This is a genomic window from Streptomyces sp. NPDC006733 (genome assembly GCF_040636125.1).
Lineage (GTDB): Bacteria > Actinomycetota > Actinomycetes > Streptomycetales > Streptomycetaceae > Actinacidiphila.
On record NZ_JBEYJD010000096.1, the window covers coordinates 1 to 16,187 of the forward strand.

Consider the following 16,187-nt stretch of genomic DNA (forward strand, 5'->3'; position numbering starts at 1 on the left):
CCCTCGCCGGTCAGCGCGGTGTGGAAGGCGTCGAGTGCGGCGGGCTCGCCGGCGACGACGGTGGACCGGGGGCCGTTGACGGCGGCGATCTCCAGCCGTCCGGCGTACTCCTCGATCCGGGTGGTGACCTCGTCGAGCGGCAGCGGGATCGACATCATGCCGCCGTGGCCCGCGAGTCCCGCGCCGATGGCCTGGCTGCGCAGCGCGACCACCTTCGCGGCGTCCTCGATGGTGAGGGCCCCGGCGACGCAGGCGGCGGCGATCTCCCCCTGGGAGTGGCCGATGACGGCGTCGGGGATGACGCCGTGCGAGCGCCACAGGGCGGCCAGCGAGACCATCATCGCGAACGAGACGGGCTGGACGACGTCGACGCGGTCCAGCGTGGGCGCGCCCTCCGCCTGCCGGATGACGTCGGTCAGCGACCAGTCGACGTACGGGGCGAGCGCCTTGGCGCACTGGTCGATCGCGTCCGCGAACACCGGCGAGCTGTCCAGGAGTTCGGCGCCCATGCCCACCCACTGCGAGCCCTGGCCGGGGAAGACGAAGACCGTCTTGCCGTCCGCGTCCGCCGTGCCGGTGATGACGTTGGCTGCCGGCTCACCCAGGCTCAGCGCCTTCAGGCCCTGGACGAGGGACTCGTCGTCGCCCGCGTCGCCGCCGGGGACGACCACCGCGCGCTGCTCCAGCATCGCCCGCGAGAACGCCAGCGAGTACCCGACGTCCACCGGGTCCAGACCCTGGGCGGCGGTCAGCAGCCGGTCCGCCTGACCGCGCAGCGCGGCCGCCGTCCGGCCGGAGACCAGCCACGGCACCGGCGTCGCGGCGGCGCCGCTCTCCCGCGAGGCGGTCTCGGCGGGGGGTGCCTGCTCGATGATGACGTGGGCGTTGGTGCCGCTGACGCCGAAGGCGGAGACGGCGGCCCGGCGCGGGCGCCCGGTCTCCGGCCACTCCCGCGCCTCGGTCAGCAGCTCCACGGCGCCCGCCGTCCAGTCGACGGTGCCCGAGGGCCGGTCGACGTGCAGCGTCCTGGGCAGCACGCCGTGCCGGATCGCCTGGACCATCTTGATGACGCCCGCGGCGCCCGCCGCGGCCTGCGTGTGGCCGATGTTGGACTTCAACGAGCCGAGCCACAGCGGCTGTCCGCCGTCGCGGTCCTGGCCGTAGGTGGCCAGCAGCGCCTGCGCCTCGATGGGGTCGCCGAGACTGGTGCCGGTGCCGTGCCCTTCGACGGCGTCGACGTCGCCGGTGCCCAGTCCGGCGTTCTTCAGCGCCGCGCGGATCACGCGCTGCTGGGAGGGGCCGTTGGGGGCGGTGAGGCCGTTGGAGGCGCCGTCCTGGTTGACGGCGGTGCCCCGCACGACGGCCAGCACCGGGTGGCCCAGCCGCTGCGCGTCCGACAGCCGCTCGACGAGCAGCAGGCCGATGCCCTCGCCCCAGCCGGTGCCGTCCGCCGCGTCCGCGAACGCCTTGCAGCGCCCGTCGGTGGCCAGCCCCCGCTGCCGGGAGAACTCCACGAAGACGCCGGGCGAGCTCATGATCGCGACCGCCCCGGCGAGCGCCATGTCGATCTCGCCGCTGCGCAGCGCCTGCGCCGCGAGGTGCAGGGCGACCAGCGAGGACGAGCACGCCGTGTCGACCGTGATGGCCGGCCCCTCGAACCCGAGGGTGTACGACACGCGGCCGGAGGCGACGCTGCCGGAGTTGCCGGTGCCCAGAAAGCCTTCGAGCTCCTTCGGCGACAGCTCCAGGGCGGGCGCGTAGTCGTGGTACATCGCGCCGGCGTAGACGCCGACCTTGCCGCCGCGCAGCGACGTCGGGTCGATGCCGGCCCGCTCGAACGTCTCCCAGGACGTCTCCAGCAGCAGGCGCTGCTGCGGGTCCATGGCCAGCGCCTCGCGCGGCGAGATCCCGAAGAAGCCGGCGTCGAACTGGCCCGCCTCGTAGAGGAACCCGCCCTCGTCGACGTACGAGGTGCCGGAGTGGGCCGGGTCGTCGTCGAAGAGCTCCGCCAGGTTCCAGCCGCGGTCCTCGGGGAAGCCGGAGACGGCGTCGACGCCCTGCTCCACCAGCTGCCACAGCTCCTCGGGCGAGGAGACCCCGCCCGGCAGCCGGCAGCCCATCCCCACGATCGCGATCGGCTCACTGGCCGCCGCGCTGGCCCGTCTGCTCTCCTGCTTCAGCCGTTCGTTCTCGATGAGGGAGGCGCGCAGGGCCTCCACGAGCTTTTCGTCGGGCGTGGTCATCGGTTCCTCCACAGTTGGCTACCGGATCCATCACTGATCAGTTGCTGACGGTGCCCAGCGCGCGGGCGATGAGGCTGTCGGTGTCCATGGCGACGAGCAGGTCCAGCTCCGCTTCCGCGCTGTCCGCCGTCGCCGGCTGCCGCGGTGCGGCGGCGGGGGAGTCGGGGACGTCCGCCAGCCGCACGAGCGCGTCCAGCACGCCCGCCTCGCGGAAGCGGCTGAACGGCACGAGGGCCAGCGCCCGGCGGATGTCCGCCTCGCGGGCGGCTGACGGGTCGTCGTCCCCGCCCCGCGGAACGAGCTCGTCCCGCAGGTGGCGGGCGAGCGCCGCCGGCGTCGGGTAGTCGAAGACCAGCGTGGCGGGGAGCCGGATGCCGGTCGCCTTGGCGAGGCGGTTGCGCAGCTCCACCGCGGTCAGCGAGTCGAAGCCGACCGCCTTGAAGGCGTGGTCCGCCCCGATGGGGTCGGCGCCGCCCAGCACGGTCTCCGCGTGCCCGCGCACCAGGGACAGCAGCAGCCGCAGCTGGTCGGCCTCGCCCAGCCCGGCCAGCTGCGCGACCGGGGACTCCGCTTCCGCGGCCCCGGCCTGCGCCGCCTTGCGCGGCACCCGGACCAGCCCGCCGAGCGGGGGCGCCAGCCGGCCGCTCGCCGCCTCGGCGCGCAGCGCGGCGAAGTTCATCTTGCTGGGCACCAGGTGCGCGAGGCCCGAGCGCAGCGCGGCGTCGAACAGCTCCATGCCCTCCGCGGCGCTCAGCGCCGAGGCGCCGCCGCGCCGCATCCGGCTCTGGTCGCTGTCGCCCAGGTGGCCCGTCATGCCGCTGGCGTCCTCCCACAGGCCCCAGGCCAGGGACGTGGCGGGCAGCCCCTGCGCCTGCCGCCGGTGGGCGAGGGCGTCGAGGGCGGCGTTGGCGGCCGAGTAGTTGGCCTGTCCGGGGTTGCCGAGGGTGCCGGCCGCCGACGAGTAGAGGACGAAGGCCGCCAGGTCGGCGCCCCGGGTGAGGTCGTGGAGGTTCAGCGCGGCGTCGATCTTCGGGCGGAGGACGGTGCCGACCCGCTCCGGGGTGAGGGCGGTGATGATGCCGTCGTCCAGGACGCCCGCGGTGTGCACGACCGCGGTGAGCGGGTGCTCCGCCGGGATGCCGGCCAGCGTCGCGGCGAGCGCGTCGCGGTCGGCGGCGTCGCAGGCGGCGATGGTGACGTGCGCGCCCAGCGCGGTCAGTTCGGCGCCGAGTTCCGTCGCGCCGTTCGCGTCGGGGCCGCGCCGGCTGGTCAGTAGCAGGTGCCGCGCACCGTGTGCGGTGACCAGGTGCCGGGCGAGGATGCCGCCCAGCCCGCCGGTGCCGCCGGTGATCAGTACGGTGCCGGCGGGGTCGGCCGTCCACCCCGCGCCGCCGCTGTCGCCGGCGGTCCGCGCCAGCCGCGGTACGGACGCGACGCCGTCGCGCAGGCTGAGCTGCGGCTCGCCGGAGGCCAGCGCCCGGGGGAGCGCGTCGCGGCTCGCGGCGGAGCCGTCGAGGTCCACCAGGACGACGCGGTCCGGGTGTTCGGACTGGGCGGAGCGGACCAGGCCCTGGACGGCGGCCGCCGCGGGGTCGGTGACGGCGTCGCGGGTCAGCACGACCAGCCGCGCGTCCTCCGGTCCGGTGCCGGTCAGCCACTCCTGCACGGCGGCGAGCGCACGGGCCGTCCGCGTCCGCACGTCGTCGTCGGCGTCGGTCAGGTCGAGGACCGGCCCGTCGCGTCCCGCCTCGGCGGCGGGCGTCGTGCCGAGCGCCAGGGGCGCCCACTCCAGCCGGAACAGCGCGTCCCGGACGAGGTCCGCGGCCCCGCCCAGTCCTTCGGCCGCGACCGGCCGGAACACGAGCGAGCCGACGGAGAGCACCGGGGCGCCGTTCGGGTCCGCCGCCTCCAGCGTGATGCCGTCGGACGCGTGCGGCGCGATGCGCACCCGCAGGGCGGAGGCGCCCGCGGCGTGCAGCGCCACCCCCTCCCAGGCGAACGGCAGCACGGTCTGCCCGGCGGCCTCCTCGCCGCCGGCGAACGAGCCCGCGTGCAGGGCGGCGTCGAGCAGGGCGGGGTGCAGCCCGAACGCGGCGGCGTCCTTGGCCGCCCCCTCGGGCAGGGCGACCTCGGCGAAGACCTCCGTGCCGCGCCGCCACACCTTGCGCAGGCCCTGGAAGACCGGCCCGTAGCCGTAGCCGGCGGCGAACCGGCGGTCGTAGAAGTCGTCCAGCGCCACGGCCTCGGCGCCCCGCGGCGGCCAGAGCGTGAGATCACCCGTCGCGGGGCGCGCCGCCGGGGTCAGGAAGCCGGTGGCGTGCCGGGTCCAGGACGCGTCCGGGTCCGCGTGGTCCGGGCGGGAGTGGACGGTCACGCCCCGGCGGCCCGCCTCGTCCGCCGCGCCGACGGCCACCTGGACGCGGACGGCGCCGGAGTCCGGCAGGGTCAGCGGAGCCGCGAGGACCAGTTCGTCCAGCACCCCGGTCCCCGCCCGGTCGCCGGCCTGGACAGCCAGCTCCACCAGCGCCGTGCCCGGCACCAGCACGACGCCTTCGACGGCGTGGTCGGCCAGCCAGGCGTGGGTCGTCAGCGAGAGCCGGCCGGTGGCCAGCACCCCGCCGGAGTCGGGGAGCACGGCGACCGCGCTCAGCAGCGGGTGCCCGGCGGGGTCCAGCCCGGCCGCGCCCACATTGCCGCTGCCGCCGGTCTCCTTCAGCCAGAACCGCTGCCGCTGGAACGCGTAGGTGGGCAGGTCCACGTGCTCGTGGTCGACCCCGCCGAAGAGCGGTTCCCAGTCGACCCGGGCGCCGTTCACGTGCAGGCTCGCCAGCGAGGTGAGGAAGCGCGGCAGGTCGCCGTCGTCACGCCGCAGCGTGCCGGTGACCAGCGATCCCTCGCCGTCCTCCGCCTCCAGGACGGCCTCCAGCACGTCCTGGACCGAGGTGGTGAGCACGGGGTGGGTGCTGACCTCCACGAAGGTGCGGTGGCCGTCGGCCGCGAGGGACTCCACGGCCTCGGCGAAGCGCACCGGCTGCCGCAGGTTGCGGTACCAGTACCCGGCGTCGACGGGCGTGGAGTCGTCCAGCCAGGTGCCCTCGAGGGTGGAGAACATCGGGACGGCGGGCGTTCGCGGGGTGATGCCGGCGAGCACCCGGGCCAGGTCGCCCTCGATGCGCTCGACGTGGCTGGTGTGGGAGGCGTAGTCGACGGCGATCCTGCGGGCGCGCACCCCGTCCGCGGTGAGGGCGGCGTGCAGCTCGTCCAGCGCCTTCGGCTCCCCGGCGACGACGGTGGAGCCGGGGCCGTTGACCGCGGCGACCTCCAGCCGTGCCGCGTAGGGGGCCAGTCGCCGGGTGACCTCGTCCAGCGGGAGCGGTATCGACATCATGCCGCCGTGCCCGGCGAGCCCCGCCGCGATGGCCTGGCTGCGCAGGGCGACGACCTTGGCCGCGTCCTCCAGGGTGAGCGCCCCGGCGACGTGGGCCGCGGCGATCTCGCCCTGCGAGTGGCCGAGTACGGCGTCGGGGGTGATGCCGTGCGCGCGCCAGAGCGCGGCCAGCGAGACCATCATCGCGAACGACGCGGGCTGCAGGACGTCGACCCGGTCCAGGGTCGGCGCGCCCTCCGCCTGCCGGAGCACCTCGGTCAGCGACCAGTCGACGTAGGGCGCGAGCGCCCGCTCGCAGGCCGCCACCGACTCGGCGAACAGCGCCGAGGAGTCGAGAAGCCGCGCACCCATGCCCACCCACTGGGAGCCCTGGCCGGGGAAGACGAAGACGGTCCTGCCGTCGGCGTCGGCGGTGCCGGTCACCACGTTGGACGCGGGCTCACCGGCGCTCAGCGCCTTCAGGCCCGCCACCGCCTGCGCCCGGTCGGCGGCGGTGACCACCGCGCGCCGGTCGAGCGCCGCACGGGAGGTGACCAGCGCGTACGCGATGTCGTCGAGCCGGGTGTGCTCCTCGGGGTCGGCTTCGAGGAGGTCGAGCAGCCGGCCGGCCTGGGCGCGCAGCGCGTCGGAGGACCGGGCCGACAGCGTCAGGGCCACCGGACCCGCCGGGTCGCGGTCCGCGCGTGCGGCAGTCTCGGCGGGGGGTGCCTGCTCGATGATGACGTGGGCGTTGGTGCCGCTGACGCCGAAGGCGGAGACGGCGGCCCGGCGCGGGCGGCCGGTCTCCGGCCAGTCGCGCGCCTCGGTGAGCAGCTCCACCGCGCCCTCGGACCACTCCACCTTCGGCGAGGGCGCGTCCACGTGCAGCGTCCTGGGCAGCACGCCGTGCCGCATCGCCTGGACCATCTTGATGACGCCCGCGGCGCCCGCCGCGGCCTGCGTGTGGCCGATGTTGGACTTCAACGAGCCGAGCCACAGCGGCTGTCCGCCGTCGCGGTCCTGGCCGTAGGTGGCCAGCAGCGCCTGCGCCTCGATGGGGTCGCCCAGCGTCGTGCCGGTGCCGTGCCCCTCGACGGCGTCGACCTCAAAGGCTCCCAGCCCGGCGTTCTTCAGCGCCGCGCGGATGACGCGCTGCTGGGAGGGGCCGTTGGGGGCGGTGAGGCCGTTCGAGGCGCCGTCCTGGTTGACGGCGGTGCCCCGCACCACGGCCAGCACCGGGTGGCCGAGGCGCTGCGCGTCGGAGAGCCGCTCCACGAGCAGCAGCCCGACGCCCTCCGCCCAGCCGGTGCCGTCGGCGCCCGCCGCGAACGCCTTGCAGCGCCCGTCGGTCGCCAGGCCGCGCTGCCGGGAGAACTCCACGAACACCCCGGGGGTGCTCATGACCGCGGCCCCGCCCGCCAGCGCCATGTCGATCTCGCCGTCGCGCAGCGCCCGCACCGCCAGGTGCAGCGCCACCAGGGACGACGAGCACGCCGTGTCCAGGGTGACGGCCGGCCCTTCGAGGCCGAGCGTGTACGACACCCGCCCGGACGCGACGCTGGCGGCGGTGCCGGTGCTCAGATACCCCTCCACCTCGGCCGGAGCCTGCTCCATGTCCGTGGCGTAGTCGTGGTACATCACACCGGAGTAGACGCCGACCTTGCCGCCGCGCAGCGACGTCGGGTCGATGCCGGCCCGCTCGAACGTCTCCCACGAGGTCTCCAGCAGCAGCCGCTGCTGGGGGTTCATCGACAGCGCCTCACGCGAGTTGATGCCGAAGAACGCGGCGTCGAACCGGGTCGCGTCCCGCAGGAACCCGCCCTCGCTGACGTACGACGTGCCGCGCCGGTCCGGGTCGGGGTCGAAGAGCCGCTCGAGGTCCCAGTCCCGGTCCTCGGGGAAGCCGGAGACGGCGTCGCCGCCCTGCTCCACCAGCTGCCACAGCTCCTCGGGCGAGGAGACCCCGCCCGGCAGCCGGCAGCCCATTCCCACGATCGCGATCGGCTCGGACTTCGCGGCCTCGACGTCCCGCAGCCGCTTGTTGGCCTGCTTCAAGTCGACCAGTGCCCGCTTCAGGTACTCGCGGAGCTTCTCGTCATTCGACATACCGGGTCTTCCCTCTCAAGGCGTCGGTTGATGGTCCGGGGGTGGTTCAGGACAGACCGAGTTCGCCGTCCATGAGCTGGAAGATCTCGTCGTCGGTCGCCGAGTCGAGGTCGACGTCGGCACCGACGGCCTCGCCGGGTCCGGCGGCGCCGGCGCGGGCCTCGACCTTCGCGGTCAGCGCCCGCAGCCGGACGGCCACCTCGGCGCGTACCGTCCCGTCCGGGGCGAGGTCGGCGAGTGCCGCCTCCAGTTGGTCCAGCTCCGCCGACACCGACGGCGGTGTCGCGGGGCCGTCGCAGTCGAGCTCGTGCCGCAGGTACTCGGCGAGCGCGGCGGGGGTGGGGTGGTCGAAGACCAGCGTGGCCGGGAGCCGCACCCCGCTGACCGTCGCGAGCCGGTTGCGCAGCACCACGGAGGCCAGGGAGTCGAACCCCAGGTCCTTGAAGGCGTGCTGGGCCCCGACGGCCTTGGCCGTCGCGTGCCCGAGCACCGCGGCGGCCTCGGAGCGCACCAGGTCGAGCAGCGTCCGCTCCCGCTCGGCCTCGGGCAGCGCCTTGAGCCGGTCGGCCAGCGTCTGTTCGGTCACGGCGGCGGCACGGGCGGCCTTGCGCGGTGTGCGCACCAGGGAGCGCAGCAGCGGCGGTACGGAGTCCGGGTCGGATGGCGCCCGCAGGGCCGCCAGGTCCAGCCGCGCGGTCACCAGCGCCGCGTCCGCGGACCGCAGTCCGACGTCGAGCAGCGCGAGCGCCGACTCCGTCGACATTCCGGTGATCCCGGTGCGCCTGCCCCGCTGCAGATCGGCGGCGCCGAGCGTGCCGGTCATCCCGCTGGCCTCGTCCCACAGGCCCCAGGCGAGGGAGGTGGCGGGGGTGCCGGTGGTGCGGAGTTGGTGGGCGAGGGCGTCGAGTGCGGCGTTGGCGGCGGCGTAGTTGGCCTGTCCGGGGTTGCCGAGGGTCCCGGCGGCGGAGGAGTAGAGGACGAAGGCCGTCAGGTCGGCGTGCTGGGTGAGGTCGTGGAGGTTGCGGGCGGCGTCGATCTTGGGGCGGAGCACACCGGCGAGCCGGTCGGGGGTGAGGGCGGTGATGATGCCGTCGTCGAGGACGCCCGCGGTGTGGATGATCGCGGTGAGCGGGTGTTCGGCGGATATGCCGGCCAGGGTTGTGGCGAGGGCGTCGCGGTCGGCGGCGTCGCAGGCGGCGATGGTGACCTGCGCTCCGAGTGCCTTCAGTTCGGCGGTGAGTTCGGTGGCGCCGTTCGCGTCGGGGCCGCGCCTGCTGGTCAGCAGCAGGTGGCGGATGCCGTGGGTGGTGACGAGGTGGCGGGCGGCCAGTGCGCCGAGGGTGCCGGTGCCGCCGGTGATCAGCACGGTGCCCTCGGGGTCGAGCGCCCGGCCGTCCTCCGCCGGCTCGCCGGTGGTGCGGACCAGCCGGGGGACCGTCGCGATGCCGTTGCGCAGGGCGAGTTGCGGCTCGCCGGTCGCGAGGGCCGGCAGCAGCGCGCCGCGGCTGGCGTCGGTGCCGTCGACGTCCACGAGGACGATCCGGTCCGGGTGCTCGGCCTGCGCGGTGCGGACCAGCCCCCACACGCCCGCCGCCGCCGGATCGGTGACGGCGTCCCGGGTCAGGACCACCAGCCGGGCCCCTTCGGCGCCGGTGCCGGTCAGCCACTCCTGAACCCCGCCCAGGGCCCGGGCGGTCAGCTCGCGCAGGTCGCCGGAGCCGGTGCTGAGATCGAGGACGGGCCAGGGCTGGTCGGGCCCGGCCCCGTCGAGCGGCAGCGGCTGCCACTCGACGCGGAACAGGGCGTCGCGGTTGGCGTCGTCGCCGGCACCGAGCGAGCTGGTGTCGACGGCGCGGAAGGTGAGCGCCTCGACGGTCGCGACGGGTGCGCCGGTGCTGTCGGCCGCCGTCACCGCGACGGTGTTCTCGCCGGCCGGTGTGATGCGGATCCGCAGTCGGGTGGCGCCGGCGGCGTGCAGGGCCACTCCCTTCCAGGCGAAGGGGAGGAGCAGGTGCCCGGGGTCGGTCGCGGTGACCGCCCCGAAGCTGGTGGCGTGCAGCGCGGCGTCGAGCAGGGCGGGGTGCAGCCCGAACGCGGCCGCGTCCTGGGCGGCCTCCTCGGGGAGGGCGACCTCGGCGAAGATCTCCTCGCCGCGCCGCCAGACCCGGTGCAGCCCCTGGAAGACCGGGCCGAACTCGTGTCCGTCCGCCGCCCGGCGGTCGTAGAAGCCGCCCACGTCGACCGCCTCGGCGCCCTCCGGCGGCCAGGTTGCCATGCCGGCTGCGGGTCGCGGGCCCTCCTTCGTCAGGGATCCGGCGGCGTGCCGGGTCCACGGTGCCAGGCTCTCCGCCCCGTCGGGGCGCGAGTAGACGCTCACGGCCCGCCGGCCGGTGCCGTCCGATTCCAGTACCTGGACGCGGAGCTGGACTCCGCCGCGCTCGGGCACGACCAGCGGCGCTTCGAGGACGAGTTCGTCCAGCACCCCGGTCCCGGCCTCGTCGCCGGCGCGCACCGCCAGTTCGACCAGGGCCGTGCCCGGTACCAGCACCACGCCCGACTTGGCGTGGTCGGCCAGCCACGGGTGGGTCCGCAGCGAGAGCCGCCCGGTGCCCACCAGGCCGTCCGTGTCCGGCAGTTCGGTCAGCACGCTCAGCAGCGGGTGGCCGGTGGCGCGCAGCCCGAGGGAGTCGGCGTCCGCCGCGCCGGTGCCTGCCGTCGCCCAGTGGCGCTCGCGCTGGAAGGCGTACGTGGGCAGGTCCACCCGTGCGGCGGCCGTGCCGTCGAAGAGCGCGGGCCACGCGACGGCGGTGCCGCGCACGTGCAGTCCGGCGACCGCCGCCAGCAGGGTCGCGGTCTCCGGGCGTTCGCGGCGCAGGGCCGGGACGCACAGCGCCTCGGCGCCGTCCAGCGACTCCTGGGCCATCGCCGTCAGGACGGCGTCCGGGCCGAGTTCCAGGAAGGTGCTGACGTCCTGCTCCCGCAGGGCGCGCACCGCGTCCAGGAAGCGCACCGGCCGGCGCACGTGCTCGGTCCAGTAGTCGGGGGAGGCGAGTTCCTCCGCCGTGACCGGCCGGCCGGTCAGCGTCGAGACGATCGGGATGCGCGGTGCCTGGAAGGTCAGCTCCGCCGCGACCTCGCGGAACGCGTCGAGCATGCCGTCCATCCGCGGTGAGTGGAAGGCGTGGCTGACGCGCAGCCGCTTCGTCTTCCAGCCGAGGCTGCGGCAGGCGCTGGTGATCCGCAGGACCACGTCCTCCTCGCCGGAGATCACCACCGACGTGGGCCCGTTGACCGCGGCGATCCCGACCCACTCGGTCTCGGTGAGCAGCGGTGCCAGGTCGGCCTCGGTGGCCTGGACGGCCACCATCGCGCCGCCCTCGGGGAGCGCCTGCATCATCCGGCCGCGGGCCGCGACCAGGGTCGCGGCGTCGGGCAGCGACAGGACTCCCGCCACATGGGCGGCGGCCAGCTCGCCGATGGAGTGTCCCGCGAGGTGGTCGGGGCGGACGCCCCACGACTCCACCAGCCGGAACAGCGAGACCTCGACGGCGAACAGCGCGGCCTGGGTGTAGACGGTCCGGTGCAGCAGCGCGGACTCCTCCGAGTCGGCGGCGGCGAAGACCACGTCGCGCAGGGGATGGTCCACGTGCCCGGCCAGCTCCCGGTCCAGCGCCTCGCAGGCCGCGTCGAACGACCGCGCGTACGCCGGGAAGGCGGCGTACAGCTCGCGTCCCATGCCGGGCTGCTGGCTGCCCTGTCCCGAGAAGAGGAAGGCGGTCCTGCCGCCGGCCGGCTCTCCGGTGATCACGGAGCCGGGGGCCGAGCCCGTGGCGAGTGCTTCGAGGCCCGTCAGCAACTCCTCGCGGTCGCCCGCCAGCACCACGGCCCGCCGGTCCAGCACCGCGCGGCTCGTGACCAGCGAGTACGCCACATCGGCGAGGTCGTCGCCGGTTCCGGCCGCCACCCGGGCGGCGAGCCGCCGGGCCTGGCCGCGCAGGGCGTCCGGGCTCTTGGCCGACAGCGCGAACGGCAGGACCGGCGGAGCGGACGCGGTCCCGGCGGGACCGGCCTGGTCCCCGTCGCCGTCCGGCGCCGGGGCCTGCTCGATGATGACGTGCGCGTTGGTGCCGCTGACCCCGAACGAGGAGACGCCCGCCCGGCGCGGCCTGCCGTCCCGCGCCGGCCAGTCCCGGGCCTCGGTGAGCAGCTCCACCGCGCCCGCCGACCAGTCGATCTTGGGCGACGGCCGGTCGATGTGCAGCGTCCTGGGGAGGACGCCGTGCCGGATGGCCTCCACCATCTTGATCACGCTCGCGACGCCCGCCGCTCCCTGGGTGTGGCCGATGTTGGACTTCAACGAGCCGAGCCAGAGCGGCTGTCCGCCGTCGCGGTCCTGGCCGTACGTGGCGAGCAGCGCCTGTGCCTCGATGGGGTCGCCGAGGCTGGTGCCGGTGCCGTGCGCCTCCACGGCGTCGATGTCACCTGCGGCCAGCCCGGCGTTCTTCAGTGCCGCGCGGATGACGCGCTGCTGGGAGGGGCCGTTGGGGGCGGTGAGTCCGTTGGAGGCGCCGTCCTGGTTGACGGCGGAGCCGCGGACGACGGCCAGCACGGGGTGGCCGAGCCGCCGGGCGTCCGAGAGCCGCTCGACCAGCAGCAGACCGATGCCCTCGGCCCAGCCGGTGCCGTCCGCCGCGTCGGCGAACGCCTTGCAGCGTCCGTCGGCCGACAGCCCGCGCTGCCGGGAGAACTCCACGAACGCGTCGGGGGTGCTCATCACGGCCACCCCGCCCGCCAGCGCCATGTCCGTCTCGCCGTTGCGCAGCGACTGCGCGGCGAGGTGCAGGGCGACCAGCGAGGACGAGCAGGCCGTGTCGATGGTGAGGGCCGGCCCTTCGAGGCCGAAGACGTAGGAGATCCGGCCGGAGGCGACGCTCCCGGAGGTTCCGGTGAGGCGGTAGCCCTCGGAGTCCCCGTTGTCCTGCTGCAACCGCATCGCGTAGTCGCGGTCGTTGACCCCGACGTACACGCCGACGTTGCCGCCGCGCAGCGCGGCCGGGTCGATGCCGGCCCGCTCGAACGTCTCCCATGAGGTCTCCAGCAGCAGCCGCTGCTGCGGGTCCATCGCGTCGGCCTCACGGGGCGAGATCCCGAAGAACCCGGCGTCGAACTCCGTCGCGGTGTCCAGGAAGGCGCCGTTGCGGGCGTACGACCTGCCCCGGCGCTCCGGGTCCGGGTCGTAGATCCCCTCCAGGTCCCAGCCGCGGTCGGCGGGGAAGTCGCCGATGACGTCGACGCCCTCCGCGACCAGCCGCCACAGCTCCTCGGCGCTGTCGGCGCCGCCGGGGAACCGGCAGCCGATCGCCACGATCGCGATCGGATCCTCCGCCGTGTCCGCACCGGTGGCGGCCACCGCGGCCGGCACCGCCTCCGGCTGCTCGCCGATCAGCTCCGCGGCCAGGTGGCGGGCGAGCACCGTCGGTGTCGGGTAGTCGAAGACCAGGGTGGTCGGCAGCCGCAGTCCGCTGCGGGTGCTGACCCGGTTGCGCAGTTCGACGGCGGTGAGCGAGTCGAACCCGACCTCCTTGAACGCCCGGTCCGGCTGGATCCGCTCGGGGTTGGCGTGCCCCAGTACGGACGCCGCCTCGGAGCGCACCAGGTCCAGCAGGAGCCGGCTCTGCTCGGCGGCGGGCAGCCCGGTCAACCGCTCGGCCAGCGAGTTGCCGCCGGACGGGCGCCCGCCCGCCCGGGCGGTGCGCCGGGCCGGACGGACCAGGCTCCGCAGCAGCGGGAGCACCGGTTCGGTCGCCGCCCGCACGCGCAGCCCGGCGAGGTCCAGGTTGGCGGCCACGTACGCGGCCCCGGAGGACCGCAGCCCCGCGTCGAGCAGGCGCATGCCGTCGTCGGCGGAGAGCCCCAGCATGCCGTCGCGGCGGTGCCGCAGCAGGGCCGTCTCGTCGAGGTGGGTGGTCATCCCGCTGACGTCGGACCAGTAGCCCCAGGCGAGGGAGGTGGCGGGGGTGCCGGTGGTGCGGAGTTGGTGGGCGAGGGCGTCGAGGGCGGCGTTGGCGGCGGCGTAGTTGGCCTGTCCGGGGTTGCCGAGGGTGCCGGCGGCGGAGGAGTAGAGGACGAAGGCGGCGAGGTCGGCGTGCTGGGTGAGGTCGTGGAGGTTGCGGGCGGCGTCGATCTTCGGGCGGAGGACGGTGCCGATCCGCTCCGGGGTGAGGGCGGTGATGATGCCGTCGTCGAGGACGCCCGCGGTGTGGATGATCGCGGTGAGCGGGTGTTCGACGGGTATGCCGGCCAGGGTTGTGGCGAGGGCGTCGCGGTCGGCGGCGTCGCAGGCGGCGATGGTGACCTGCGCTCCGAGTGCCTTCAGTTCGGCGGTGAGTTCGGTGGCGCCGTTCGCGTCGGGGCCGCGCCTGCTGGTCAGCAGCAGGTGGCGGATGCCGTGGGTGGTGACGAGGTGGCGGGCGGCCAGTGCGCCGAGGGTGCCGGTGCCGCCGGTGATCAGCACGGTGCCCTCGGGGTCGAGCGCCCGGCCGTCCTCCGCCGGCTCGCCTTCGGACCGGACGAGCCGCGGCACCGACGCGATGCCGTTGCGCAGGGCGAGTTGCGGCTCGCCGGTCGCGAGAGCCGGCAGCAGCGCGCCGCGGCTGGCCTCCGTGCCGTCGACGTCCACGAGGACGATCCGGTCCGGGTGCTCGGCCTGCGCGGTGCGGACCAGCCCCCACACGCCCGCCGCCGCCGGATCGGTGACGGCGTCCCGGGTCAGGACCACCAGCCGGGTGTCCTCCTGTTCCGTGCCGGTGAGCCACCGCTGCACGGCCGCCAGGGCGTGCGCGGCCCGGTCGTGCACGTCGTCCGTGGCGCCGGTGAGATCCAGGGTCGGCCACTGCGGGCCGCCGGCCCCCGCAGCGAGCGGCAGCGGCTGCCAGGCGACCCGGAAGAGCACGTCGTGGTGGTCGCCGCTCCCGGGGGCGAGCCGGCCGGTGTCGAAGGCGCGGAACGTCAGGGACCGGACGGTCGCCACCGCCGTGCCGGTGCTGTCGGCGGCGTCGACGGTGACGGTGCCGTCGCCGGTCGGCGCGATGCGGATCCGGAGCTGTTCCGCGCCGGTGGCGTGCAGGGCCACGCCCTTCCAGACGGACGGCAGCAGGAGCTGCCCGGCCTCGACCGCGGTGAGCGCCCCGAAGTCGGCGGCGTGCAGCGCCGCGTCCAGCAGGGCGGGGTGCAGCCCGAACGCCGCCGCGTCCGGGGTGTCCTCCGGGAGCGCGACCTCGGCGAAGGTCTCGTCCCCGCGCCGCCAGACCTTGCGCAGTCCCTGGAAGACCGGCCCGAACTCCTGCCCGGCGCCCGCCCGGCGGTCGTAGAGCTCGCCCACGTCCACGGTCTGGGCGTCCTGCGGCGGCCAGACGGCGAGGTCGCCGCCGGGCCGCGCGGCCGACCCGGTGGTGAGGAAGCCGGTGGCGTGCCGGGTCCAGGACGCGTCCGGGTCGGCGTGGTCCTGGCGCGAGTGGATGGTCACGCTGCGGCGGCCGGCGGCGTCCGCCCCGCCGATGGCCACCTGGATGCGGACCGCGGTCAGCTGCGGCAGGACCAGCGGTGCCTCCAGGACGAGTTCGTCCACCACGTCCGTACCGGCCTTGTCGCCGGCCCGCAGCGCCAGTTCGATCAGCGCCGTGCCGGGGAGCAGCGCCACGCCCTCGACGGTGTGGTCGGCGAGCCACGGGTGCGTGGCGAGGGAGATCCGGCTGGTGGCCAGCACCCCGCCGGAGCCCGGGAGTTCGACCACGGCGCTGAGCAGCGGGTGCTCGGAGGAGTCGAGACCGGCCGCGTTGACGTTGCCGCTGCTGCCGGTCTCGGCCAGCCAGTAGCGCTGCCGCTGGAAGGCGTAGGTCGGCAGGTCCACCGACCGGTGCGGGCCGGTGGACGGCGCCGGCGTCCAGTCGACCGGAACCCCGCGGACCTGGAGGTTGGCGAGCGAGCCGAGGAAGCGGTCGAGGTCGCCGTCGTCCCGGCGCAGCGTGCCCGTGACGACCGGCGCGGCCGTCTCCTCGTCCTCCAGGATGTCCTGGAGGGCGGTGGTGAGCACCGGGTGCGTGCTCACCTCGACGAAGACGCGGTGGTCCTGGGCGGCCAGCGCCGCCGTGGACCGGGCGAACTGCACCGTGTGGCGCAGGTTGCGGTACCAGTAGCCCGCGTCGAGGGGGGTGCTGCCGTCGAGCCACTCGCCGTTGAGCGTGGAGTACATCGGGATGAGGGGCGCCTGCGGGGTCAGCGAGGCCAGGACGCGGGCGAGGTCGGCCTCGATGCGTTCGACGTGGCTGGTGTGGGAGGCGTAGTCGACGGGGACCTTGCGGGCGCGGACACCCTCGCCGGTCAGCGCGGTGTGGAAGGCGTCGAGTGCGGCGGGCTCGCCGGCGACGACGGTGGACCGGGGGCCGTTGACGGCGGCGATCTCCAGCCGTCCG

General features: G+C 75.5%; 3 protein-coding genes. All 3 read right to left on the reverse strand.

All coding sequences use genetic code 11. The annotated features are described in order from the left end of the window. On the reverse strand, nucleotides 1-2,255 hold a 2,255-nt coding region (locus ABZ721_RS39970), incomplete at its 3' end, for a type I polyketide synthase (protein ID WP_358793754.1). Nucleotides 2,256-2,280: 25 nt separating this feature from the next. Then, a complete protein-coding gene (locus ABZ721_RS39975; RefSeq protein WP_358793755.1) occupies nucleotides 2,281-7,716 on the reverse strand; it encodes a type I polyketide synthase in 5,436 nt (1,811 codons plus the stop codon). A 46-nt stretch (nucleotides 7,717-7,762) separates the two neighbouring features. After that, the coding region (locus ABZ721_RS39980) for an SDR family NAD(P)-dependent oxidoreductase (RefSeq protein ID WP_358793756.1) at nucleotides 7,763-16,187 on the reverse strand (8,425 nt) is incomplete at its 5' end.

What these genes read in the sequence shown, in the direction of transcription:
- ABZ721_RS39975 (WP_358793755.1), bottom strand. Translation starts at nt 7,716, where the DNA reads ATGTCGAATGACGAGAAGCTCCGCGAGTACCTGAAGCGGGCACTGGTC.